We start from the raw sequence: 20,421 nt of genomic DNA, 5'->3' as shown, positions 1-20,421 counted from the left end.
TCGCGTTGTATCTTAAGGAAGCATCTTGTGAGATTACTGTGCTTTAGATTCTCTATATGCTTACAATACTGTGAAATAATTTGAAATAAGGAAGCAAGAATGAACAAGCAGAGAGTGGAAAAGCTAATCCGCAGCCTTCTCATAGAAATTGGAGAAAACCCTGATAGAGAGGGTTTATGCGGCACGCCCCAAAGGGTGACCGAATCGTGGAATTTCTTGAGTTCCGGGTACCGAAGTAATCTGGAGGAGATAGTTCGCGGAGCAGTGTTTAAATCGGATTCAAACAACATGATACTCTGCAAGGATATAGAGGTGTACAGCATTTGCGAACATCATATGCTGCCCTTTTTTGGTACATGCACTATTGGCTACATCTCCAAAGTGAAGATAGTTGGAGTCAGCAAACTTGCGCGAATGGTAAATCACTTCTCGCGGCGTCTACAGCTTCAGGAGCGATTGACGACAGATATTGCAAAGGCTGTTATGCGCCTTGTTGATGCTGATGGCGCTGGGGTTGTTATTAACGCTAAACATATGTGTATGACGATGAGAGGAGTTGAGAAGCAGCATAGCTCAATGACAACAAGTTCAGTTCTTGGAAGTTTTCATTCGGATCCGAGTACTCGCACGGAATTCCTCACTTTGGCAACAAAATGCTGAGATGAAGGACGCTGATTGAAGTTTCCAGCCCAGAAAAGCGCGGATGATTTAGTTGTCCAATGGGGTGAACTGGTCCTTATCCGCGCCGCAAACAGGACATACCCAATCTTCAGGGAGATATTCCCACGCTGTTCCAGGTGGCACCTGGAATTCGGGATCGCCTTCAGCAGGATCGTAGATATAGCCGCAAACATTGCATACATAACTAACCATCATGTTTCACTTCTCCTCCGTTTGTATCATAGAGTTTGGATTCAAGAGCCTGTCTATTTCTTCATCTGGAAATATTGCCGCGTTTTTCACCGTTTCTCTTATAGTTTTTCCAGATTCATAAGCTTGGTGCGCAAGTTCGGCGGCTTTGTCGTAGCCAATTTCAAGAGCCAGTGGTGTAACCAGGGCGAGAGATTGTTCTACCCATTCGGCGGCCCGATTGATATTTGCCTTTATGCCATCAATACAGCGTTCGCCCAGGGCCTTAGCGGCGGCGCCTAGAACTTCCATGGCGCTCAGGCTGCTCCAGGCGATTACAGGATGCATCATGTTTAGCTGCAGAGGGCCGTTTGTGCCGCCTATGCTCACCGTAAGGGCCTGCCCGCGGGCGAACGCCGCGGCTTGGATAACCATTTCCGGGATTACTGGATTTACTTTTCCTGGCATGATCGAGCTTCCGGGTTGAAGGGGTGGTATTGTAATTTCTCCAAGTCCAGAGCGAGGACCGGAGGAAAGCAGTCTAAGATCGTCCGCGATTTTTCCGAGTGAAATGGCAACAGTGTTTACAGCACCCATCAGTTCAACCTGCGCATCCCTACAGGCGATGGCTTCAAAGCGGCTTTTTGCAGTTATAAAGGGTATGCCCGTTTCTTTGACAATGCAGGATATGGCTTCTTCTGCAAATCCTGCTGGGCAGTTTAGGCCTGATCCAACGGCTGTGCCGCCTAGGGCCAGTTCCTCCAAGTGAGGGGAGGCGGCAGCCAGCCTTTTGATTCCTTTGTGGATTTGCTCCCTAAATGCGCCGAATTCTTGGCCGAGTGTCATCGGCACCGCATCCTGAAGGTGGGTTCGGCCCAACTTGATTATCCTCGCAAATTCTTTTTCTTTTACTGCCAGAGAGGATTCCAATACTTCGAGATTTTCGATGAATTCCTTGACGGCTAATCGATTCGCTATATTCAAGGCGGTGGGGATTACATCGTTGGACGACTGTGCCTTGTTTACATGGTCGTTTGGGTGTATGGGTTTGCGAGTGCCCTTTTGCCCGCCGAGGGCTACGTTGGCTCTGTTGGCCAGTACCTCATTCATATTCATGTTGGTACTGGTTCCACTGCCGGTTTGAAACACATCCACCGGGAACTGATCGTCTAGTTTGCCGTCTATTACTTCGGTGGCAGCATTTGAGATTGCAAGGGCAATGTTTTCGTCTAACTCGCCGATTTTTTGATTGCTTATTGCCGCAGATTTTTTTACCAGGGCAAGTGCTTTGATAAATGAGAGGGGTAGATGCAGAGAGGATATGCCAAAATTTCCGACTGCTCTTTGAGTTTGAGCGCCGTACCATGAATCTTCAGGAAGGCGAACTTCGCCCATTGAATCTGATTCATTGCGATATCTCATACACAACTCCTAAAACACCCCGCCGCGGGCTATAAAATCAATCTATACTCTCTGCCGGCCAAGGGCGATCAACTTCGCCGGTATACAACGCCTTGGGGCGGAATAGGCGATTGTCGACACGTTGCTCAAGGATGTGGGCCAGCCATCCGGATGCGCGGGCCATGGCGAAGATAGGTGTGAACAAGCTTGAGGGAATGCCTAGCAGACTGTAGACGGCGCCGGAGAAGAAATCGACATTTGGATAGATAGGTTTGCCCTTTTCTTCCATTCGCTCACGGAACACTTTCTCGATTTCTTCAAGTACTACGAGTTTGCTATTATCATTGTATTTGCTGGAGAGGGTTTGGAGAAATCTCTCCATTATTACGGCACGCGGATCTTTGGCCTTATACACACGATGTCCCATACCCATAATCTTCTGCTTTTTCGCTAGCGCGGCATCAATCCAGGGAGCTGCGTTTTCGACGTTGTCAATGTCTTCAACCATGGTTATCACTTTTTCGTTAGCTCCGCCGTGAAGGCTGCCAAATAAGCTGCCGATTGCGGCCGAGATTGAGCAGTAACAGGTGGATAGGGTTGACGCGACAACCCGGGCGGTAAATGTGGAGGCGTTAAAAGAGTGTTCGGCATGCAGGGTTAAGCATTTGTCCATTATTTCGCCATCTTCACTGTCGGGTTCAGTTCCCTTGAGTTGCCAGAGAAAATTTGCTCCGTGAGATAGATCGTCGCGGGGAGATATGTAATTCAGTCCGTTTCTGAATCTGTGAAAAGCCGCGATAACCGCAGGTAGCTGAGCTATCTGGTGGAGGGTTTGACGGCAATTACAAGTAGGAGAGTGTTCGATTTTATGGTCGATGTAGCCGGAGAGAAAATTGACGATGGTTTGCAATAGCTCCATTGGATGGGAACTTCGTGGGAATTCTTTGATTATATTGAGTATCGGGGGCTTAAGTTCACGATTTTTGCGCATTCTTGCTGTGAACTCTGAAAGCTCCCTGGAGGTGGGTAGCTTGCCATACAGAAGCAGGTACGTAACTTCCTCAAAGGAAGCTTTCTCAACTAAATCGGCTATTCGATATCCGTAGTAGTATAGACGTCCGTTTTCTCCGTCAACTTTGCATATTTTGCTTTCACCCGCGATTACGCCTTCTAGTCCTTTAGCGTAGCTTTTTTCTGCCATATATTCGTCCTCCTGCCTGTTTGTACTTTCATATCTTCCTTATTTTGCTATGTTCTGTGAAGGGGGCGGGCTAGTAGTGACAGGGCCGCCTCCCTGACGGTTTCCGTCAAGGTTGGATGAGCGTGGATAGTGAGGGCGATATCCTCTGCACTTCCACCAAAGGCCATTACGCTAACAATTTCCGCAATAAGCTCAGAGGCATGGGGACCTACTATTACCGCGCCGAGGAGTTTCTCATCGTTTGGACTGCTGAAAAGCTTTACAAAGCCTTGCTGAACGTTAGCGGCGAGAGAACGAGCGTTGGCGGCAAAGGGGAAACTGCCCTTTACATAGGGTGTGGAAGATGTCTTAAGTGATTCTTCGGATTCGCCAACCCAGGCGAGCTCAGGCATCGTGTATACAACGGCTGGTATTGGTCCCGGCCATGGAGGACGAGGTTCCCCCGCAAAAATGGCTGCAAGGGCCAGGGCTTGTTCTTCGGCCTTGTGTGCCAACATGGGATTCCCAATCAAATCGCCAATTGCATACAACCCCGCAACCGAAGTCTCAAAATTGGCGTCCACTTTGATGAAGCGACCATCGGAACTAAGGGCTGGAGCCACATTCGGCGAGAGTGCGGAATTAATAACATTCCGGCGGCCAACGGCCACCAGCACCTTGTCCACCTCAATTAGCTCTTCAGACGATGCAAGTTCGCTCTTCTCAGATTGATTCTGCACTCTGAGCGTAATTTTTTTTGAGCTGGCTTCCGCATCCCCAACTATCGATGAGGTTGCAATGTTTAAGCCCTGTTCTGTCAGAGCTCTATGTAAGACTTTCGCTGCCTGTGAGTCCGCGCCTGGAACAATTTGTCTCATCGCCTCAATTATTGTAACCTCCGTGCCCAGGCGACACCAGATACTCCCAAGTTCCAAACCCACTGCACCCGCTCCAATCACGGCAAGTCGCTTCGGAACTTCCTCAAATGCCAGTGCCCCGGTGGAATCGACAATCCGCTTGCCATCAAAGGGAAGCTGTGTTAAGGGTGTTGGAACACTTCCAGTGGCCAATACGACACGAGGAGAGGATATCTCATCTATTCCATTTTCGCTCTGTATCGATATCTTTCCCGGTGATTTAACAGTAGCTCTACCATGGAATACCTCAACCCCACGTTTTTTCATCAGGGTAGATATTCCGTCGCTTAGCTTCTTCACCACAGCGGCTTTTCGTTCCATCATAGTCTTAAGATTTAAGCTTATCCCCTCTATGTTTAGTCCGTGATCCTTCGCTTCCTGGATGATTCTTGCATAAAATTCACTGGATTCCAAAAGCGTCTTTGAGGGGATGCAACCAATATTGAGACAGGTGCCGCCAAGCATTTTCCGTTCTTCAACCAAAGCGGTTTTCAGATGCCTTCTCGCGCATTCCAAGGCGAGTGAGTATCCACCCGGTCCGCCGCCGATAGCAACAACATCATGGGTGTAATCAGACATTCTAAATCTCTAAAAGGAGGCATTCTGGATTCTCAATGCCTCTCTTGATTTCTTTCAAAAAACCCACAGCCTCTTTTCCGTCGATTAGTCGATGATCGTAGCTCAAGGCCAGGTACATCATCGGACGAATGTGCACCTCGTTGTTGATTGCCACCGGTCGATCGACTATCGAGTGCATTCCGAGTATGGCGGTTTGCTTCGGCGCCGGCAGGGGCGTGGAAAGCAGGCTTCCAAAAACGCCTCCATTACTAATGGTGAAGCTGCCACCCATCAAATCATCCGGCATCAGGGTTTTATTAGCTGCACGGACAGAAAAATCTGCAATTTCTCTTTCTATTTCGCCAAATCCCCTGGTTTGGACATTGCGTACCACTGGGGTTATCAAACCCCTTGGAGTTGAAACCGCCACGCTGATGTTTATGCGTTCCCGGTACACTACTTCGTCGCCGTCGATATAGGCATTGAGTTCAGGAAATGAATTCAATGCTGCCGCCGAAGCCTTGAGGAAGAAGCTCATGAACCCAAGCTTAACGCCGTGTTTTTTCTGAAAAGCATCCTTATAGCGCCCGCGCATGGACTTGATTGCGCTCATATCTGCCTCATTGAAAGTTGTCAAAAGAACAAGCTCCGACTGTGTTTTAGTCAAATTTGCCGCGATTATCTTTCGAATCCTGCTCAGTGCTTTGCGATGTTCACCTGTGTCAGCTTTTTCAATTTGGTCAATAGTTTCAGCAGGCTCGACAATGCGTAATTGTGAGTTCTCGCGCTTTCGGACTTGGCCCGCAGATTCGAAATTATCATGGACTTCCAGTGGATTATCGCCGGAACTTGCGGCGATGACGTCGGACTTGGTAATGAGTCTGTCACGACCGCTTCCAGAAATCCTGCTTATATCAGTACCACTTCTTGAGGCTTCAGCTTTTGCTGATGGACTTCTCTTCACTGAGTGCGTTGCGTTTTCCTTGTCAACCCCGTTCAAACTCGCTTGTTTTGCATCGGGTTTCAATTTCTGACCCTCACCTGTGTTAATCACACCCAGCACCTGATTGATTGCAACGTCAGTTCCCTCGGACACGGCAATATTGAGAGTTCCAGTAGCCGGAGCTGTTATATCAATGGTGGTTTTATCAGTTTCAAGCTCGCATAGTGCCTGGCCTTCAATTACGGTCGATCCATTCTTTACTGACCAGTTGGCCAGCAGTCCTTCGGAGATTGATTCCCCAAGCGCAGGCACCCTAATTTCCACTTTGTTCATTTCTTACTCCCGTCGCTGTTTGATCCAAAGGTTTGCACAATTAGGTTAGATAATTCTTCTTCGTGTTTTCCATGAGAGCCGCTCGCGGGACTGGCCGATTCCGGTCTACCAGCGTAGCACCAGGATTCGCCGCTGATATCGAATAAACGCTGGGCTAAGAAATTCCATGCACCCCGGTTTGCTGGTTCCTCTTGGGCCCATATGAGATGTTTGGCTTCGGGGCTCTTTCCGATTAGATTTCGCAAAGTCTCTTCAGGGAAGGGATAAATCTGTTCAAGTCGAATTATTCTCGTTCTACTGGCGGGTGATTGCGGATTCTCAGCAATAAGCTCTCTACGTTTAGACACTAAATCATACCAGAGATGTCCGCAGCAGATGACGAGTCTCTCCACCTCATCTGGACGCTCCGGGTCGTCGAGGACTGTCTGAAAGTTTTCAGTGCAGAAATCAGCGATGGGAGATCGGGCACCGGGGTGTCGAAGAAGGCTCTTCGGAGTCATTATTATCAGAGGTTTTCGGAATTTCTGAATTTGTTGCTTACGGAGTACATGAAAATACTGGGCCGGTGTGCTCAGATTGACAACTTGCATGTTATTTTCTGCACACAACGAGAGATATCGCTCGAGATAGGCATTTGAATGCTCCGGTCCCTGTCCCTCGTAGGAATGGGGGAGCAGTAACACCAATCCACTATGCCGCGCCCATTTTGATTCACCGGCACTGATGAACTGGTCTACTATCACCTGCGCCCCATTGGCAAAGTCTCCAAACTGAGCCTCCCAGAGAACAAGAATTTCGGGCATTGCGAGGGAATAGCCGTATTCGAATCCAAGGATGGAGAACTCGGAAAGAGGGCTGTCGTACACGCTGAATTTGGCGTTTCCTCTAGCTAACTGGCTAAGTGGGGTATATTGTTCAGGAGTCTTCGAGGACACATCCCACCATACCGCGTGCCGCTGGCTGAAAGTGCCTCTGCCGCAGTCTTCACCCGAGAGACGCACAGATTGGCCTTCGCTTAGAAGAGAACCGAACGCCAAACTCTCTGCAAAAGACCAATCGATGCCGACATCGGTTTCAATCATCTTGTGGCGATTTTTCACGAAGCGTCCCAGCTTGGGATGAAGCTCAAAACCATGGGGAATTTCAATGAGTTTTGCGGCGATCCTTCTAAGTTCCTTCTCCGGCACGCCTGTGTGGGGGAAAACGAAACTGTAATCGCGTTTTATTTTGGACCAATTGCCCGCCAATGTTTGGAATCCGTGATAGTCGGTTAACTTTTTCGCCTTCTCCCGGGCTTCTTTCAGCTCCTCTACATAGTTTTTCCTGAAATCTTCCTGCTCTTTTTTCGTGAATATACCGTTTTTATCCAGTATGTCGCCGAATATAGTGGAAACGGTATCATGCTTACGGATTAACTCGTACATAATCGGATGAGTGAAGGAAGGTTCATCTGCCTCATTGTGGCCCAGTCGTCGATATCCAACTATATCCACTACAACATCCTGACCAAACTTCTGTCGCCATCTCAATGCCAACTCTATGGCACGGATTACAGCCGGAGGTTCATCGGCGTTTACGTGGAGTATTGGAACCGGCATCACCTTTGCGATATCAGTGGCGAAAAAAGTCGATCTGGAGTCTGAGCTGGCAGTCGTGAAACCTATTTGGTTATTTGCGATTATGTGAATGGTGCCGCCTGTCCTATAGCCTCTGAGTTGAGAAATATTGAAGGTTTCGGCCACGATGCCCTGGCCGGAAAAGGCAGCGTCTCCGTGTACGAGTACGGGAAGAATCAGCTTACGAGTTTCATCTTTTTTCAATCGCTGTGTGCCTCTTGCCTTGCCTTGAACCACAGGATCTACGGCCTCCAAGTGGCTTGGATTTGAAACCAGACTGATGTGAATTGTCCGCCCATCGTCAATTTCAAAGTCGGTGCTCTGTCCTATATGATATTTGACATCACCAGCACCGCCATAGGTATGAGGAAAATAGAATCCTTCGAACATCGCAAATATTTCGGTGGCGGGTTTTAACATCGCATTGGTTAAGACATTGAGTCGTCCACGGTGAGTCATACCGATTACGATATCCTTTATGTTGCGTCTAGCCGCCTGAGTGAAAAGATAGCGCAGAGCAGGAATCAATACATCTGTTCCCTCCAGGCTGAATCGCTTCTGCCCGATGAATCGAGAATGAATAAAGGTTTCGAATTCCTCTGTTCGAATTAGATCGCGCTGCCAGCACCTCAGTTCCTCGTTTTCCCACGTTTTCAAGGTATCTTGATTCTCAATCTGTTGTATTAGCCACCGTCTCATGGGCCTATTTCTGATATGGATGATTTCGGAGCCCATGGGGCCGGTATAAACCCGATTCATCCGATGAATAATCTCACGCAAAGTGGCCCGGGGAGGATTGAAAGATGCCGGCGCGGTGAAAATCTCTTCCATCTCGGCATCACCCAACCCGTATGTGGATGGTTCTAATTCTTTCCTGATTCCTTGCTGAGTTATCCAGGCGTATCTGAGATTTGGCGGCATATATGAGCCAAGTGGATTGATAGCGGCGTAAAGATGACCGAGTTCACGATAGCTTTCCACCAATGTGTCGACCTGATGCTGACGATTCTTGTTTTCGCTGATGGTGCCGACCTTCTCTGTATCAGCTTCGAGAATCTTTTCCCACTCTGATAGATTTTCACTATTCTCAAATAAATTCTCCAGCCAAAGCGTGTTTGATCCAGATAGGAATTCGCGCACTACTGCCTCTCCAGTTGTCTTGCGACTAAACCTGGGATTTCGCTTGGTGTATCCGCCACCGCAACATTTGCGGCCTTGAAAGCTGCCACCTTGGCTGCTGCGGTTCCCTGTCCGCCAGATATGATGGCGCCAGCATGCCCCATTCGCTTCCCTTCCGGAGCTGAGCGCCCAGATACAAAAGCAACAACGGGTTTTTTCATTTTTCTTCTGATGAAACCGGCAGCTCTTTCTTCTGAATCACCACCAATTTCTCCAATTAGAACAACAGCATCTGTATTCTTATCGGCTTCGAATAGCTCCAGAAGTTCTATGTAGTCAGTTCCAATTATAGGATCGCCTCCGATGCCAATACAGGTGGATTGGCCCATATCAGCATTGCTTAGGCAATTTACTACCTCGTAGGTTAGGGTGCCAGATCGACTGATTACTCCAATACTACCCCGTCGGTGAATGGGAGCCGGCATGATACCTATCTTACACTCTCCAGGACTAATCAAACCAGGGCAATTCGGGCCGATTAGAACCCCCGATCGAGAGCGAACCAGGTGGTATATCTTAACCATGTCTAGCACAGGCACACCTTCTGTAATGCATACAATGAGCGGAATACTGGCATCTGAGGCCTCGATTATGGCCGATGAGGCAAACTTGGCGGGTACGAATATCACGCTTGCATTTGCACCGGTGGCTTCTTTCGCCTCTGACACACTGTCGAATATTGGAATTGTGTCCAATTTCAATCCACCCTTACCAGGGGTTATACCGCCGACAATGTTGGTTCCATCCTCCTTCATTTTTCTCGTATGAAATGAACCGTCGCGTCCGGTTGCTCCTTGAACTATCACTCTTGTATTCTTGTCTACCAGTATGCTCATGAGACTCCTCGAGCCGCTCTTATAACCTTCCTTACTGCATCATCCAAATCGTATATGGCATCAAGTCCAGCTTCCTTGAGAATGGCTCTTCCTTCTTTTTCGTTGGTACCTACCAGGCGTATGATTAGTGGTACGTCAATGTCCAGTTTTTTTCGCGCCATTAACAGGCCATTGGCAATATCGTCGCAGCGAGTTATTCCACCAAAAATGTTTATTAAAATGGCCTTAATTCTGTTATTTCTTAGGATTATGCCTAATGCATCCACCGCTTTTTGAGGATTTGAACTACCGCCAACATCCAGGAAATTGGCGGCCTTTCCTCCGTGGAGTTCTATCAGATCCAAAGTGGCCATTGCCAATCCGGCGCCATTCACCATACAGCCTATATCTCCATCCAGGCTCACAAAACTCAAACCCTTAGTCCTGGCTTCCAGCTCGTCGGGACTGCTTTCTTCAGGGTTTCTCAGGGCTTCTATTTCCGGATGCTTGAATAGGGCGTTATCGTCGAAATTTATTTTGCTGTCAAGCGCCAGCATTTTTCCGCCGGGTGTTAGAGCGTAGGGATTGATTTCAACTAAAGAGGCGTCGTTTTCCAAGAAGAGGGAATATAGATTCTTGATGGTTGAGATAGCCTGCCTGCGCAATCCTTCCAAGGAGATGGAATTGGCCAGGAAGGAATCCAAAGTTGCTCCATCGATGCCCTTGTGAGGATGCAGAGTTAACCTATGAATCGCGCTGGGATTGATTTCGGCCAATTCTTCAATATCGACGCCGCCCTGATCTGTCAGCATTAGCGTAATACCCTGTCGGGATCGGTCCAGAATCAATCCCAAATAGTATTCTTTCTCAATTGACGCGGAATCACAAACTAGCATTTTGTCTACGCGATATCCCCCTATCTCAAGTCCCGAAATGACTGCTGCCTTAGCTTCCACTTCTTCCGGAGAATTAGCGAGTTTTACACCCCCCGCCTTTCCGCGTCCGCCGACTAGCACCTGTGCCTTTACGACAACTTGTTTCCATGCCATTGATGCCTCGCGAGCTTCCTTGGCGTTCGAAACCAATTTGTAGTCGTTCACCGGGATATTATAGGTTTTAAACAAATCGCGCGCTTGGTATTCGTGAACTTTCATGTTTTGTTCTCCAATTCATTTCTGATGGCCCTCTTTAAAAGGTTTATCAACTTGGTAACTTTGATGCCCTTCGGACAAACCTTGGTGCAGTTGAAATGATTCTTGCAGGACCACACGGCATCTGGATGATTGAGAATTTTTAGACGATCCGGAAGTCCCTTGTCGCGGCTATCGAAGACGAATCTTGCCGCGGTTACTAGGGCCGCCGGACCAATGAAATTCTGCTTGGCTGCAAGGACAGGGCATGCCGAATAACATGCCCCGCAGTTAATACACTTTGTAGCCTCATCAATCAAGTTTCTGGCTTCGGGTGATTGGATATATTCTGCGGAGTCTGGCGGGGCTTCCCTGGGTTTCAGAAAGGGTTCGACGGAACGAAATTTCATGAGAAATTCGGTTTGATCCACCATTAAATCCTTTTGAATCTTCATGTTGTTTAGAGGGTCTATGGTAATTGTGTCGCCGTCATTCTCCACCACCTCGCCTATCAAAGTTTTGCAAGCGAGACGCTCCTTACCGGATATCCGCATCGCATCAGAACCGCAGACACCATGTGCGCAGGACTTTCGAAATGCCAAGGTGCCATCAACATTTCTGGATATGTACATGAGCGCATCTAGAATCCGATCGGTGGGCTGAACTTCCACGCTGTAGGTTTGGCGTCGACTATCATTTGAATACTCAGGATTGTGACGGTATATATCCAGCCTTACATTCATCTGGTTTCCTCCTTCATGGGTTTCAAGGATTTCCGCTCGGCAAAGAGGGGGAAGTGGAGATTGGCTTCTAATACAGCCTGGGTTTTGGTTCCCATTTACTCACGTCCACCTGTTTTGAATCCAATCTGATACTGTCTCCATCCAGGTAACTCAAAGTATGTTTTAGCCACTTATCATCATCCCTATCCGGGTAGTCTTCCCTTGAATGGGCCCCCCGACTTTCGGTTCGAACCAGCGCCGCAGACGTGGTATGAAGGGCAAGATCCAATAAGTTTTCAAGTTCAAGTATGGATGAAATTTCACTGTTGAAATTGACGTCTCTATCTTGACCGCCAATTTCAGAGTAGGTATTTCTAAGTTTCGTTATATCTTCTATCGCCTTTTCCATGGATTTACCATTTCTGTAAACACCAACGTTCGCCGTCATAGTTTTTTTCATGGATTCATATATGCTGCCGGAGTGCCTTCCGCCTTCTTTCAACTTGGCGATTCGTTTTCTCCAATGCTTGATTTTGTATTCTGCATCCGAACTGGGCTTAGCCGCTTCCGATCCGCAAGCAAAATTTGCCATGCTCTGTCCTGCTCTTCTTCCAAACACCAACAGTTCAACCAGGCTGTTTGTCCCCAGTCTGTTTGCTCCGTGAACCGACACGCATGCACATTCGCCGGCGGAGTATAATCCCTCCCAAATTCTTTTTCCATCCGTAACTCTGCCGTCGATATCGGTGGGTATTCCTCCCATCGCGTAATGAGCGGTTGGTTGAACTGGCATCGCTTCAACGGCGGGATCCACTCCGAGGTAGGTTCGACAGAAATCGGCAATATCGGGAATTTTTGTTTCAACGGTTTCCCTGCCCAGGTGACTCGCATCGAGATTTACCCAGTCGTCCATTTTTTTGTCTCCCCTAATCCCATTTCCCGCGTTTATTTCAGTCATAATGGCTCGGCTCACCATATCTCGCGGAGCGAGATCCATCAGGGTGGGCGCATACCTTTGCATGAAGCGTTCACCGTTTCGATTCAGCAGTATACCGCCCTCTCCGCGAACGCCCTCGGTGATAAGTATTCCCATATTCCTGATACCAGTTGGGTGGAATTGAAAGAATTCCATGTCCATAAGCGGCACTCCGGCTCGTGATAGCAGAGCGGGTCCGTCACCGGTATTCGCAATGGCGTTCGAGGTTACCTTGAACATTCTGCCGAAGCCGCCAGTTGCGAAAAGTGCGGACTTCGCACGCACATGATGCAATTCGCCTGTGCTCAATTCGAGTACGATAAGGCCGGTTAATCTAGTTCCCTCCAGGAGTACGTCGATTACCTGCCATTCGTAGTGGAATACAACATTGTTTTTTATGCACTGTTGGTACAGAGTTTGGAGTATCATGTGGCCGGTGCGATCAGCCGCATAGCAGGATCTTCGAACCGCAGCGGCGCCAAATTCACGGGTATGGCCTCCGAAACGTCTTTGATCGATTTTGCCTTCCGGAGTGCGGTTGAATGGGAGTCCGCGATTCTCCAAATCGTATACGGCGCGAGGCGCATCATCGGCTAAAATGAACGCCGCATTCTGATCAACCAGATAGTCGCCGCCTTTAACGGTATCGAAGGCATGCCATTCGGGTCTGTCTTTTTCTACATTGCACAACGCCGCTCCAATACCTCCCTGCGCCGCGCCAGTATGACTTCGTTGGGGATATAACTTGGTGATAACCGCGGTTTTTCCAGCGCCGGAAGCCTCAAGTGCTGCATATAGTCCAGCTCCTCCAGACCCGACAATCACTACATCGTATTCAATGAGCATGGACCATCTCCCTGATTTCTTTTCTGTAAATCTCTTAGTACATATGTGAGAATGCCGCCGTTTTCCCAGTAATCCATTTCCGTCTCTGTATCAATTCGACAGCGCACTAGTATCTTGATTTCTTTCCTGGCGGCTGTTTTAGCCACTACTGTCAACTTGCAGCCGGGGTTGAGATTTTTTAAACCAGTAATTGAGTATTCTTCTGTGCCATCAAGGCTCAGGGAACTGGCCGAAGTTCCGCCTTGAAATTCGAGGGGCAAAATGCCCATGCCAATTAGGTTCGAGCGATGAATTCTTTCGTAACTCTGTGCGATAACGACTCTTACGCCCAAAAGCATGGGTCCCTTGGCTGCCCAGTCTCTGCTCGAACCGGCACCATACTCTTTCCCGCTTAGCACAATGAGAGGTACACCCTTTTCCCGCCAATTCTCCGCGACATCGAAGATAGTGGCAATTTGGCCGTTGGAATCCCTGGTATATCCGCCTTCTTTCTGATCTGCCATGGCGTTTTTTATTCGGATATTCGCGAAAGTACCTCTCATCATAACTTCGTGGTTGCCGCGGCGACTACCAAACGAATTGAAATCTTTGGGCATGACGCTTTTTCCCGCGAGGTAGCTTCCTGCTGGTCCATCGCGAGGAATGCTTCCGGCGGGCGATATATGATCGGTGGTAGTTGAATCGGGAAGAATGGCCAGGCAGCGGGCGCCTATGATATCGTTCTTTTCAGTCTTAGTTAAATCGTCGAAAAATGGAACCCTCCGTATATAGGTGCTATCTGGCTCCCATTCATAGCATATGCCTGATGGAGCCTCGAGAGTCTGCCATTGCCTGGGTCCAACGAATACATCAGAGTAAGCTTCCCTAAACAGTTTTGGTGTGAGATATGTGCCGAGGGCTATCTTTATTTCTTCGGGTGACGGCCAGATATCCCTTAGGTAGACCGGTTCCCCGTTCTTATCCTGAGCGATTGGCTCCTTCTCAAAATCTATGAATATGGTGCCGGCAAGCGCATAGGCAACCACCAAGGGTGGTGAGGCCAAATAACTTGCTTTTGAATCTGGATGCACGCGGCCTTCAAAATTTCTGTTCCCTGAGAGGACGTTAACGGTAACAAGTTCTGCGGAATTTATTGCTTCCCTTATTGCCGATGGAATCGGGCCTGAATTTCCGATGCACGTAGTACACCCATAGCCAATAAGCTGAAAGCCTTGAGCATTGAGATAGGTGGTGAGACCTGATTTTTCCAGGTATGAGGTAACCACCTGGCTGCCCGGGGCAAACGAGGTTTTTACCCAGGGTTTCGATTTGATACCTCTTTCAAAGGCCTTCTTCGCTAATAGTCCGGCCGCAATGAGAACTGAAGGATTTGAGGTGTTGGTGCAGCTGGTTATGGCCGCAATTACCACATCTCCATGCTTGAGTTCGTGATCCATGCTCTCAATGGGGGACGATGCTGTAAGCTTTGCTATTCCATATAAACTGCCTAAGGCCTGGCGAAAATTTCCTGACACTTCGTTTAGGGGGCTAAGATCGTGGGGACGACTAGGACCAGCCATCGCCGGGAATACTTTGCCCATATCGAGACTGAGCACTTTGCTATAATCCGCTGGAGCAGCATCATTGCGCCAAAGCCCTTGAGTCTTGGCATAGGCCTCCACCAAGGCCACCTGATCGGGTTCACGCCCAGTGAGCTTCAGATAGGAGATTAGTTCGTCGTCGATGGGGAAAAAGCCACAAGTGGCGCCGTATTCAGGTGCCATATTGCTGATTGTGGCCCTGTCGGCTAGCGATAACGAATCAAGACCCTTCCCAAAGAACTCAACAAATTTGCCTACCACACCCTCGGTTCGAAGTATCTTGACTACACGTAGAACAAGGTCGGTTGCGGTGCAACCAGGCGGCAATTCGCCATCCAGGCGGATGCCAAGTACCTCCGGTATCAACATTGTTACCGGTTGCCCTAGCATTGCGGCCTCCGCCTCAATTCCGCCGACACCCCAACCCAAAATCCCCATAGCGTTCACCATAGTTGTATGGCTGTCCGTACCTACCACTGTATCAGGATAGACAAGAACTTCACTCTCTTCAGTTCGCGACCAAACTACTTTTGCGAGGTACTCAAGATTAACCTGGTGAATTATCCCCGTACTTGGGGGAACAACGCGAAAGTTCTTAAAAGCGATTTGCCCCCATTTCAAAAATCTGTAACGCTCCAGATTGCGCTCAAATTCCAGATTTATATTGAGATTGAAAGCTTCGTCATTTGCGTAATAGTCGGCCGTTATAGAATGATCGATGACAAGATCAACAGGAATTTGGGGATTGATTTTCAGTACATCTCCGCCAAAGTCAGCGAGTGCATCTCGCATAGCGGCAAGATCTACCAGGGCCGGCACACCTGTAAAATCTTGCATCACTATCCGTGTAGGATGGTAGGCAATTTCCCGATTAGGAATTTTATCGGATTCCCACGCTGCCAGGGCTCGAACATCTTCAGCACTCACTACGCCCTTGGCTTGATGTCGAATAAGGTTTTCCAGAAGAATTTTGAGTGAAACGGGAAGTTTGCTGATATTGATACCTTCGGATTTCGAATATTCCTGGATATCACAGTATCTGTACTTCCTACTCCCCACCTGTAATTGCCCTGTAGTCATTCTAAGACTCGCTAGGAATATATTCCTGCCAATAATGGATTAATTCTCGATATGTATCAAGGGCGATCTGAGAATCAATTCCGCGAATTTTGAATCTATTCAGTTCTCTTCTTATTCTGGTAGGTGATTGTCCAATCCCACATCATCATGAACTTCGGATATATCTTTGTCAAAGGCCTCTGGCTTGTCTGCAAATCTGGTTAAATTTTTGTGGCTATCGGGGAATCTTCACATAAAGAGCGGGAGTTGTTCTATTTCCAACACTTCCGCAACTTCAGTTAATTTGCTGGCACCTGGCTCTTTCTAGCGCCGTGCGCGTCAATACCGCACATATAACCAGGGCTAAATTCAGTACGCTTGGCAAATTCGGCCTGGATAAGGTTCATCTTCTTCCGCATACAATTAACGTTGACCGCTATTATTTTCGCATATGCAGCCCAGTTATAAATGAATGATGTGAGAATAAGGAACATAGATGCTTCTGGGCAAGTATACGCTCTGAGTGAATTCATTTTGTCCTTGAGCAATTTGAGTTCTCGTAAACACGTGAAGTGATGATGGGCCCTCAAGGGCCGTGACGGTTTTTCAAAGCTCCTTAGAACTATTGTGTCGGAAAACTCATCGTTATATTTGGAAGGGTTTGCTATGAGTATTGAACTGTGACAAAGAGGAGTGGCTCGCGAAATGAGTTACATCATGTCTCCTATCTTTTTTAAGAGATTCATCCGATGGCGCGAGTCTGCTTCTGCTTGCTCGAAAAGAGTTTCAGCTTCGCTGGGATTCGTTTTTCGAAGAGCGGTATAGCGTCGCTCGCCGCGGATGAATTCCTGAAATCCCAGTGACGGTTCCTTAGATTCCCACTGGAACCTGCTGCCTTCTTCCAATCGGGGGTCAAAGCGAAACAGAGGCCAATATCCGGATTCCACGGCTCGTTTCATTTCCACCTGGCTCATTGACATGTCAATGCCATGGGTGATGCAGGTGGCATAGGCAAAGATTACTGAGGAACCAGGATAGGACTCTGCCTCCATCATCGCTTTCTGTGCTTGGGCGCGGTTTGCTCCAAGAGATATGGATGCAACATAGACGTGGCCGTAGTTCATGCACATAAAGGGCATATTTTTCTTGGGCAATTTTTTGCCGCTGCTGGCAAATTTTGCCACGGCGCCGATGGGAGTAGATTTTGATGCCTGACCTCCGGTGTTGGAATAAACCTCGGTGTCAATTACCAGTATATTGACGTTCTTTCCGAGTGCTATCACATGGTCCAGCCCACTGTATCCGATATCATATGCCCAACCATCGCCACCTATTATCCAAATCGATTTGTCAACGAAATAATCCTGGAGTTCGATAATCGTCGTTATGGTTTCAGAAGCCGCGCCCTTTGCCGATGATTTCGCGGTAGGCAAAAGATTTTGAACTACTCGCTGGTGGTTTTTGGCCTCCTGATCAGTTTTGTTGAAAATTTCCAGAGCCTTTTTCAGTGCGGCGCTGAGTTCAGGAGTAGTGCCTATTCTGAGTATCTCTTCCACCTTCACTTTGAGAAGAGCACGGTTGTTATCCACTGCCAGGCGAATGCCAAAACCATATTCAGCATTGTCTTCAAACAAGCTGTTCCCCCAAGCTGGCCCCAGGCCCTCGCTATTCTTACAGTAGGGTATGGTTGGAAAAGTGCCGCCATAAATTGAGGAACAACCTGTTGCATTTGCGGCTATCATTCTGTCTCCCGCAATTTGGCTCATCATTTTTACATATGGGGTTTCGCCGCAGCCCGCGCAAGCGCCGGAGAATTCGAAGAGCGGCTGCTTGAATTGGAGTCCTTTTACCGAGGTGTCAGGACTGCCGTCCAAAACATCTTCGGGAAGGGAAGAAAAGAATTTTTCATTCATATTCTCACCAGCTTCCCTTTCCGCCTCTATGGGACTCCATTCGAGTGCCTTGTTCTTGGCGGGGCAGATTGCCAGGCAAACGCCGCAGGCCTGGCAGTCCTCGATATATACTTGAAGCCTGTAACGAAGTTCCCTCTCGTTTTTTGTCTTGGATTTCAGAGTTGTAAAGGTTTCCGGAGCTCCATCGAGATTTCCAGGGGCTATTTGCTTCGCGCGAATTGCAGCATGAGGACAAGATTGAACGCACTGGTTACATTGGATACAATTCACCTCTATCCATTTGGGTACTCGGGGAGCCACTCCCCTTTTTTCAAGCTGGGTGGTGCCTATTGGCAGAGTGCCATCGAAGGACATTTTGCTAACCGGAATGTTGTCTCCTTTCAATGTCATGGTTGGAAGTATAACGTCCCTCGCAAAGGCACCAGCGTCTTCTCGAATCAGCACGGGGGCTACATAGGAATTCGCTACGGTCGTCTCAGGAACATCCACCTCAATCAGTTTTTCACTGCTTTTATCAACCGCGTTCCAATTCATTCTTACAATATCTTCACCCTTGTTGGAGAACGATTTTTTTATGGCGTTCTTCATCAGCCCAATGGCTTCCTGTTCCGGAAGAATTCCAGCGATTTTGAAGAAGCAGACCTGCATTACCGTGTTGATCCTTTTACCAAGCCCAACCTCCCTGGCAATTTTCAGGGCGTCGATGACAAACAATCTGATTTTTCTTTCAATAATAATCTTCTGTTCTTTCACTGTCAGACTGGCGAATACCTTATCAACGGGTACTTTTGAATTGAGCAGAAAAGTTCCCCCTTCCTTCAGCGGGCCGAGCATATCGTAGCGACCGATATAAGCTGGGTTGTGACAGGCGACAAAATCGGCTCTTTCTATCAGCCAGGGCATATTGACAGCACTCTTGCCGAATCTGAGATGGCTGGTGGTAATCCCACCCGACTTTTTTGAATCGTATACGAAGTAGGCCTGAGCATTCATGTCGGTATTGTCGCCTATTATCTTGATTGAGTTCTTATTTGCCCCAACCGTACCGTCAGAACCCAACCCCCAAAACATACAGCTTACAACATCATCTGGGACAACGCGCAGTTCGTCTGTTATTTCCAGTGAAAGGTTGGTGACATCGTCGTTGATTCCAACCGTGAAATCATGAGTGCATTTCGCATCGAGATGGTCAAAAATTGCCTTGACGTGGCTCGGGGTGAATTCTTTAGACGACAGGCCATAGCGTCCTCCGATTATTTTGATATCTTTTTGTGCCAGGGAGGTGGCGACATCCATGTACAAAGGCTCGCCAATGGAACCGGGTTCCTTGGTGCGATCAAGCACCGCGATTTTTTTGCAACTATCCGGCAGAACCGCAGTCAGGTGTTTTACGCTAAAGGGGCGATAGAGTCTAACCTTGATACCACCCACCTTTTCCCCCCTTAGATTGAGAACCCTGACGGCATGATCGATGGTATCGCATCCAGAGCCCATTGCAATTATCACTTTCTCTGCTACCGGATCGCCAACATAATCAAATAGTTGGTATGTACGCTTAGTAATGGCGCCAACCTTGTCCATATACTCCTGTACTATCCCCGGCAGTGCATCATAGTACTTGTTGACTGTCTCTCTGCCTTGGAAATAAACATCCGGGTTCTGAGCAGCCACCCTGGCCACCGGTTTTTCCGGGCGCATTGCTCTGTTGCGGAAACGCGCGATGTATTCGGGTTCAATTAAACGCTTGATAGTATCGCAGGTGATTTCCTCAATTTTTTGAATCTCGTGGCTTGTTCTGAATCCGTCAAAGAAATTTAAGAAGGGAATCTGGCCTTTAAGCGTAGAAAGATGGCTTACCAGCGCGAGATCCATAGTCTCCTGGACATTGTTCACAGCCATTAGAGCGTAGCCCGTATTTCGAGTTCCCATCACATCTGAATGATCGCCAAAAATCGAAAGGGACTGGGCAGCGAGTGATCTTGCGGATACGTGGAATACAGTTGGTAACATCTCACCGGCAATCTTGTGCATATTGGGAATCATCAGCAGAAGCCCCTGACTGGCTGTAAAGGTGGTGGTCATTGCGCCTCCCGAAAGCGCCCCGTGGACGGCGCCGGCGGCTCCGGCTTCGCTTTGCATTTCAATGACATCCACGCTTTTTCCAAACAAGTTCTTCAAGCCAATACTCGCCCAAGCGTCCGCATATTCTCCCATCGGAGACGATGGTGTTATCGGAAAAATAGCTGCCACCTCACTGAAGGCGTAGGCTATATGCGCCGCGGCGCCATTGCCGTCGATAGTAATCATCTTCTTCTTTATGTCTGACATGTATTTTCCTAGTTTTCAAGTTTTCTTGCCAACATTCATCATATCTGCGGCGGGTGCGGAATTCAAGGGCGATCCA

13 protein-coding genes are annotated in these 20,421 nt (G+C 48.3%); 1 reads left to right on the top strand and 12 read right to left on the bottom strand.

Annotated elements, in window-relative coordinates:
* The first annotated feature begins 99 nt into the window (after positions 1-99).
* On the top strand, positions 100-660 hold the full coding sequence (folE, locus tag S1OALGB6SA_RS07395; protein ID WP_077067530.1) for a GTP cyclohydrolase I FolE: 561 nt from the start codon (positions 100-102) through the stop codon (positions 658-660).
* 48 nt (positions 661-708) lie between these two features.
* On the opposite strand, the gene rd is transcribed toward folE, so the two are convergent.
* The 12 genes from rd to nifJ form a co-directional block, all read right to left on the bottom strand.
* Positions 709-876, bottom strand: coding sequence for a rubredoxin (gene rd, locus S1OALGB6SA_RS07390; RefSeq protein WP_503465884.1), 168 nt, complete (start codon positions 874-876; stop codon positions 709-711).
* A gap of 3 nt (positions 877-879) precedes the next feature.
* Positions 880-2,271 carry a class II fumarate hydratase gene (locus tag S1OALGB6SA_RS07385; RefSeq protein ID WP_037561115.1) on the bottom strand — a complete coding sequence of 464 codons (1,392 nt, stop codon included), beginning with the start codon at positions 2,269-2,271 and terminating at the stop codon, positions 880-882.
* A 37-nt stretch (positions 2,272-2,308) separates the two neighbouring features.
* Positions 2,309-3,451 carry a citrate/2-methylcitrate synthase gene (locus tag S1OALGB6SA_RS07380; protein ID WP_124033042.1) on the bottom strand — a complete coding sequence of 381 codons (1,143 nt, stop codon included), beginning with the start codon at positions 3,449-3,451 and terminating at the stop codon, positions 2,309-2,311.
* A gap of 47 nt (positions 3,452-3,498) precedes the next feature.
* Complete coding sequence (gene lpdA / locus S1OALGB6SA_RS07375; protein ID WP_124033041.1) at positions 3,499-4,926, bottom strand: dihydrolipoyl dehydrogenase; 1,428 nt, start codon at positions 4,924-4,926, stop codon at positions 3,499-3,501.
* A 1-nt stretch (position 4,927) separates the two neighbouring features.
* Positions 4,928-6,181: a 2-oxoglutarate dehydrogenase complex dihydrolipoyllysine-residue succinyltransferase gene (gene odhB, locus S1OALGB6SA_RS07370; protein ID WP_124033040.1), complete on the bottom strand. Its 1,254-nt coding sequence runs from the start codon at positions 6,179-6,181 to the stop codon at positions 4,928-4,930.
* Entirely contained in the window at positions 6,178-8,937 is a 2,760-nt protein-coding gene (locus S1OALGB6SA_RS07365; RefSeq protein ID WP_195910365.1) for a 2-oxoglutarate dehydrogenase E1 component, read from the bottom strand. The genes odhB and S1OALGB6SA_RS07365 overlap by 4 nt, the downstream gene beginning before the upstream one ends.
* Positions 8,937-9,812 carry a succinate--CoA ligase subunit alpha gene (gene sucD, locus S1OALGB6SA_RS07360; RefSeq protein ID WP_124033038.1) on the bottom strand — a complete coding sequence of 292 codons (876 nt, stop codon included), beginning with the start codon at positions 9,810-9,812 and terminating at the stop codon, positions 8,937-8,939. Before sucD ends, S1OALGB6SA_RS07365 begins: the two co-directional genes overlap by 1 nt.
* Positions 9,809-10,945: an ADP-forming succinate--CoA ligase subunit beta gene (gene sucC / locus S1OALGB6SA_RS07355; protein WP_124033037.1), complete on the bottom strand. Its 1,137-nt coding sequence runs from the start codon at positions 10,943-10,945 to the stop codon at positions 9,809-9,811. The genes sucD and sucC overlap by 4 nt, the downstream gene beginning before the upstream one ends.
* Positions 10,942-11,664 carry a succinate dehydrogenase/fumarate reductase iron-sulfur subunit gene (locus tag S1OALGB6SA_RS07350; RefSeq protein ID WP_124033036.1) on the bottom strand — a complete coding sequence of 241 codons (723 nt, stop codon included), beginning with the start codon at positions 11,662-11,664 and terminating at the stop codon, positions 10,942-10,944. Before S1OALGB6SA_RS07350 ends, sucC begins: the two co-directional genes overlap by 4 nt.
* 67 nt (positions 11,665-11,731) lie before the next feature.
* Positions 11,732-13,465, bottom strand: coding sequence for a succinate dehydrogenase flavoprotein subunit (gene sdhA, locus S1OALGB6SA_RS07345; protein ID WP_124033035.1), 1,734 nt, complete (start codon positions 13,463-13,465; stop codon positions 11,732-11,734).
* A complete protein-coding gene (gene acnA / locus S1OALGB6SA_RS07340; protein WP_124033034.1) occupies positions 13,444-16,125 on the bottom strand; it encodes an aconitate hydratase AcnA in 2,682 nt (893 codons plus the stop codon). The genes sdhA and acnA overlap by 22 nt, the downstream gene beginning before the upstream one ends.
* A 689-nt stretch (positions 16,126-16,814) precedes the next feature.
* On the bottom strand, positions 16,815-20,345 hold the full coding sequence (gene nifJ / locus S1OALGB6SA_RS07335; protein ID WP_124033033.1) for a pyruvate:ferredoxin (flavodoxin) oxidoreductase: 3,531 nt from the start codon (positions 20,343-20,345) through the stop codon (positions 16,815-16,817).
* Positions 20,346-20,421: the final 76 nt, after the last annotated feature.

It is taken from the genome of Olavius algarvensis spirochete endosymbiont (genome assembly GCA_900608495.1).
Taxonomy (GTDB): Bacteria; Spirochaetota; Spirochaetia; order DSM-2461; family DSM-2461; genus UBA2779.
Note: the sequence above shows the minus strand (reverse complement) of the source record. Positions and strands in the feature narration are given on the sequence as shown.

Bases quoted from the DNA above. Each gene is read 5' to 3' on its own strand.
- folE (WP_077067530.1), top strand. From the start codon at position 100: ATGAACAAGCAGAGAGTGGAAAAGCTAATCCGCAGCCTTCTCATAGAA.
- rd (WP_503465884.1), bottom strand. From the start codon at position 876: ATGATGGTTAGTTATGTATGCAATGTTTGCGGCTATATCTACGATCCT.
- S1OALGB6SA_RS07385 (WP_037561115.1), bottom strand. From the start codon at position 2,271: ATGAGATATCGCAATGAATCAGATTCAATGGGCGAAGTTCGCCTTCCT.
- S1OALGB6SA_RS07380 (WP_124033042.1), bottom strand. From the start codon at position 3,451: ATGGCAGAAAAAAGCTACGCTAAAGGACTAGAAGGCGTAATCGCGGGT.
- lpdA (WP_124033041.1), bottom strand. From the start codon at position 4,926: ATGTCTGATTACACCCATGATGTTGTTGCTATCGGCGGCGGACCGGGT.
- odhB (WP_124033040.1), bottom strand. From the start codon at position 6,181: ATGAACAAAGTGGAAATTAGGGTGCCTGCGCTTGGGGAATCAATCTCC.
- sucD (WP_124033038.1), bottom strand. From the start codon at position 9,812: ATGAGCATACTGGTAGACAAGAATACAAGAGTGATAGTTCAAGGAGCA.
- sucC (WP_124033037.1), bottom strand. From the start codon at position 10,945: ATGAAAGTTCACGAATACCAAGCGCGCGATTTGTTTAAAACCTATAAT.
- S1OALGB6SA_RS07350 (WP_124033036.1), bottom strand. From the start codon at position 11,664: ATGAATGTAAGGCTGGATATATACCGTCACAATCCTGAGTATTCAAAT.
- sdhA (WP_124033035.1), bottom strand. From the start codon at position 13,465: ATGCTCATTGAATACGATGTAGTGATTGTCGGGTCTGGAGGAGCTGGA.
- acnA (WP_124033034.1), bottom strand. From the start codon at position 16,125: ATGACTACAGGGCAATTACAGGTGGGGAGTAGGAAGTACAGATACTGT.
- nifJ (WP_124033033.1), bottom strand. From the start codon at position 20,345: ATGTCAGACATAAAGAAGAAGATGATTACTATCGACGGCAATGGCGCC.